Here is a 2,037-nt window from a genome sequence, read left to right as displayed (position 1 = left end):
CCCATCGTCAGCCTGCCAGCCGGGGCCGCCTGACCAGCCCGGCCAAAGCCGGCATCGTGGTTGCTCCGCGAAGCTACACCACCATCAGGGACACGACCCGGACAGCTGCGACTGGTCGCGTTGCGACCGCCACGACAGCCTGACCTCAGCATGATTCCATGGATCCGACTCAAGGGGAGCGGGGCTTCGCCCCTCTCCCCTCGCGAGCGCTCGGCGTAGGCGCCGGCAGCCTCGCGTGTCGCGCAGATCGGGAGCACGATTCCGACGTCACGTCTCCATCCAACCCGATCCGCCCGCCGCGCAAGGCGGCCTGGCCCGCTCACGCTCGCCACCCCTCTCCCCACCGCTCTCGCGGCCCCGGGAGGCATGGCCGGGGACCATGCCTCGGCCGGCAACTGAGAGAGGTGTTTTGTCATGTCGCGTGAGTTGATCGAAGTCCCCTTGAACAAGTTGGTCGCGAGTGACCGCAATGTCCGGCGCACCGGCGCAGGCGATGGCGTCGAGGAGTTGGCCGCCAGCATCCGCGCCCACGGGCTGTTGCAGCCCTTGCTGGTCTCAAGCCGCGAGGACGGGCGCTACGCCGTCATTGCCGGCTCGCGCCGGCTGATGGCGTTGAAGCTGCTTTCCAAGCGCAAGGCGCTGCCGCGCGGCTTCACCGTCCCGGTAATGGTGATGGAGGCTGGCGAGGAAGAGAGTCTGGCCGAGAACGTGGTGCGCATGCCGTTGCACCCGGCCGACCAGTTCGAGGCGTTCCGAAGGCTGGAGCTATCGGGACTCGGCATCCTGCCGCATGAGCGCCGGACCAACGCGATCCATGACGCAGATCGGCTGGCCCAAGTGACTGGCCTTGCCATGCGGGACTATTGGAGCCCGACCGTGCCCGCCTATCTCGGGCTCGTGACCAAGGCGGCGATCATGCAGGCGGTGAGCGAGGGCGTCTCGGATGAGACGGCGCAGCGGCTTGGCAGCCTGACCAAGGTCGAGATGGCCAGAGAAGCCGAGCGGCTTCTGGTGGAGACGGCTTGGCTACCGGCCTGCTTGCGGACTTCCGCCGGTGAGGTGGAGGGCGAGCAGGAGCCTGTCGCATTCGCTGACGCCGCTGAGTAGGCGGACCCAGAGGTTCGGGATCATGGGCGGCCACTCCGTTTGGGGCGGCCGGTTTCGTAATTGTTGAATCTGCCGATTGGCGTCGGGGTGGTCTCCTGCCGGTTTGTCCGGCCCGTGGCCACCCGCGTCCTCTTCGTGCTGGCTGTCTGGCCGAGCCGAGCTTCTTAAGCGCAACGGCTGCGCCGTTCTCCACATCCGTTTCGACCCTGCGGGTGCACTTCAGCCCGTCCCGGCCTTGTCGACGCCATCGAGGTCGCGGTGGTCGCGGCCCGGACAAAACGACAGGAGACTACCATGGCGACGATCGGCAGCTTCAAGAAGGACGAAAACGGCGGCTTCACCGGCGCGATCAACACGCTGACCCTGACCAGCAAGGTCCGCTTCGTCCGCAGCGAGGGCACCAGCGATAACGGCCCCTCCCACCGCATCTTCGCTGGCAAGACCGAAATTGGCGCGGCCTGGGCCAAAACGTCCCGCGAAGGGAAGCCCTACCTCTCGGCAAAAGTCGACGATCCGAGCTTCCCGGCAGCAATCTACGCGACCCTGATCGAGGACACCGAGACCGCCGGAGCCTTCTCACTCATCTGGTCCCGCAGGACCGCCGAGTGAGGTCTGCAACAATCGCCCCGCCGAAAGGCGGGGTGGTTCGCTTTTGGGAAGCTTTGGACAATAAAAATTTTTGTGCAGGCGCATTGCCGCGATTAAGCAGGATGCGTCATGAGCGGACTTCATCTCCTCATCGGAATACGTAACTTGTGCCCCGCAAAGCTGTAACGGCACATCAGTCAGGGAAACGATCGTCTATTTCCCATCCGTCGGGCGGTATGGGACTAGGCCGTAAACCCATAAGACCGTCCGGCCGATTCCAGCGGCGTCGATTTCGTGATTCATATGTGGACGCCCCCTTTGGCAAGGCGTTTATGTCGGGAT

2 protein-coding genes are annotated in these 2,037 nt (G+C 64.9%); both read left to right on the top strand.

Translation table 11 applies throughout. The features are described from left to right. Positions 1–414 precede the first annotated feature (414 nt). Positions 415–1,107 (top strand): ParB/RepB/Spo0J family partition protein, encoded by a 693-nt coding sequence (locus tag ACFPN9_RS27950; RefSeq protein ID WP_465247903.1) that lies wholly within the window; start codon positions 415–417, stop codon positions 1,105–1,107. Positions 1,108–1,401: 294 nt separating this feature from the next. Next, the gene (locus tag ACFPN9_RS27945; RefSeq protein ID WP_377817957.1) at positions 1,402–1,716 is read left to right on the top strand and encodes a DUF736 domain-containing protein; all 315 of its coding nucleotides are present in this window, start codon (positions 1,402–1,404) and stop codon (positions 1,714–1,716) included. Positions 1,717–2,037: the final 321 nt, after the last annotated feature.

The organism is Allobosea massiliensis, from assembly GCF_042655245.1.
In the GTDB taxonomy this organism is placed as follows: domain Bacteria; phylum Pseudomonadota; class Alphaproteobacteria; order Rhizobiales; family Beijerinckiaceae; genus Allobosea; species Allobosea massiliensis.
This window is presented reverse-complemented; position numbering and strand designations above follow the sequence as displayed.

Excerpts from the sequence above, each read along its gene's own strand:
- ACFPN9_RS27950 (WP_465247903.1), top strand. The coding sequence starts at position 415 with ATGTCGCGTGAGTTGATCGAAGTCCCCTTGAACAAGTTGGTCGCGAGT.
- ACFPN9_RS27945 (WP_377817957.1), top strand. The coding sequence starts at position 1,402 with ATGGCGACGATCGGCAGCTTCAAGAAGGACGAAAACGGCGGCTTCACC.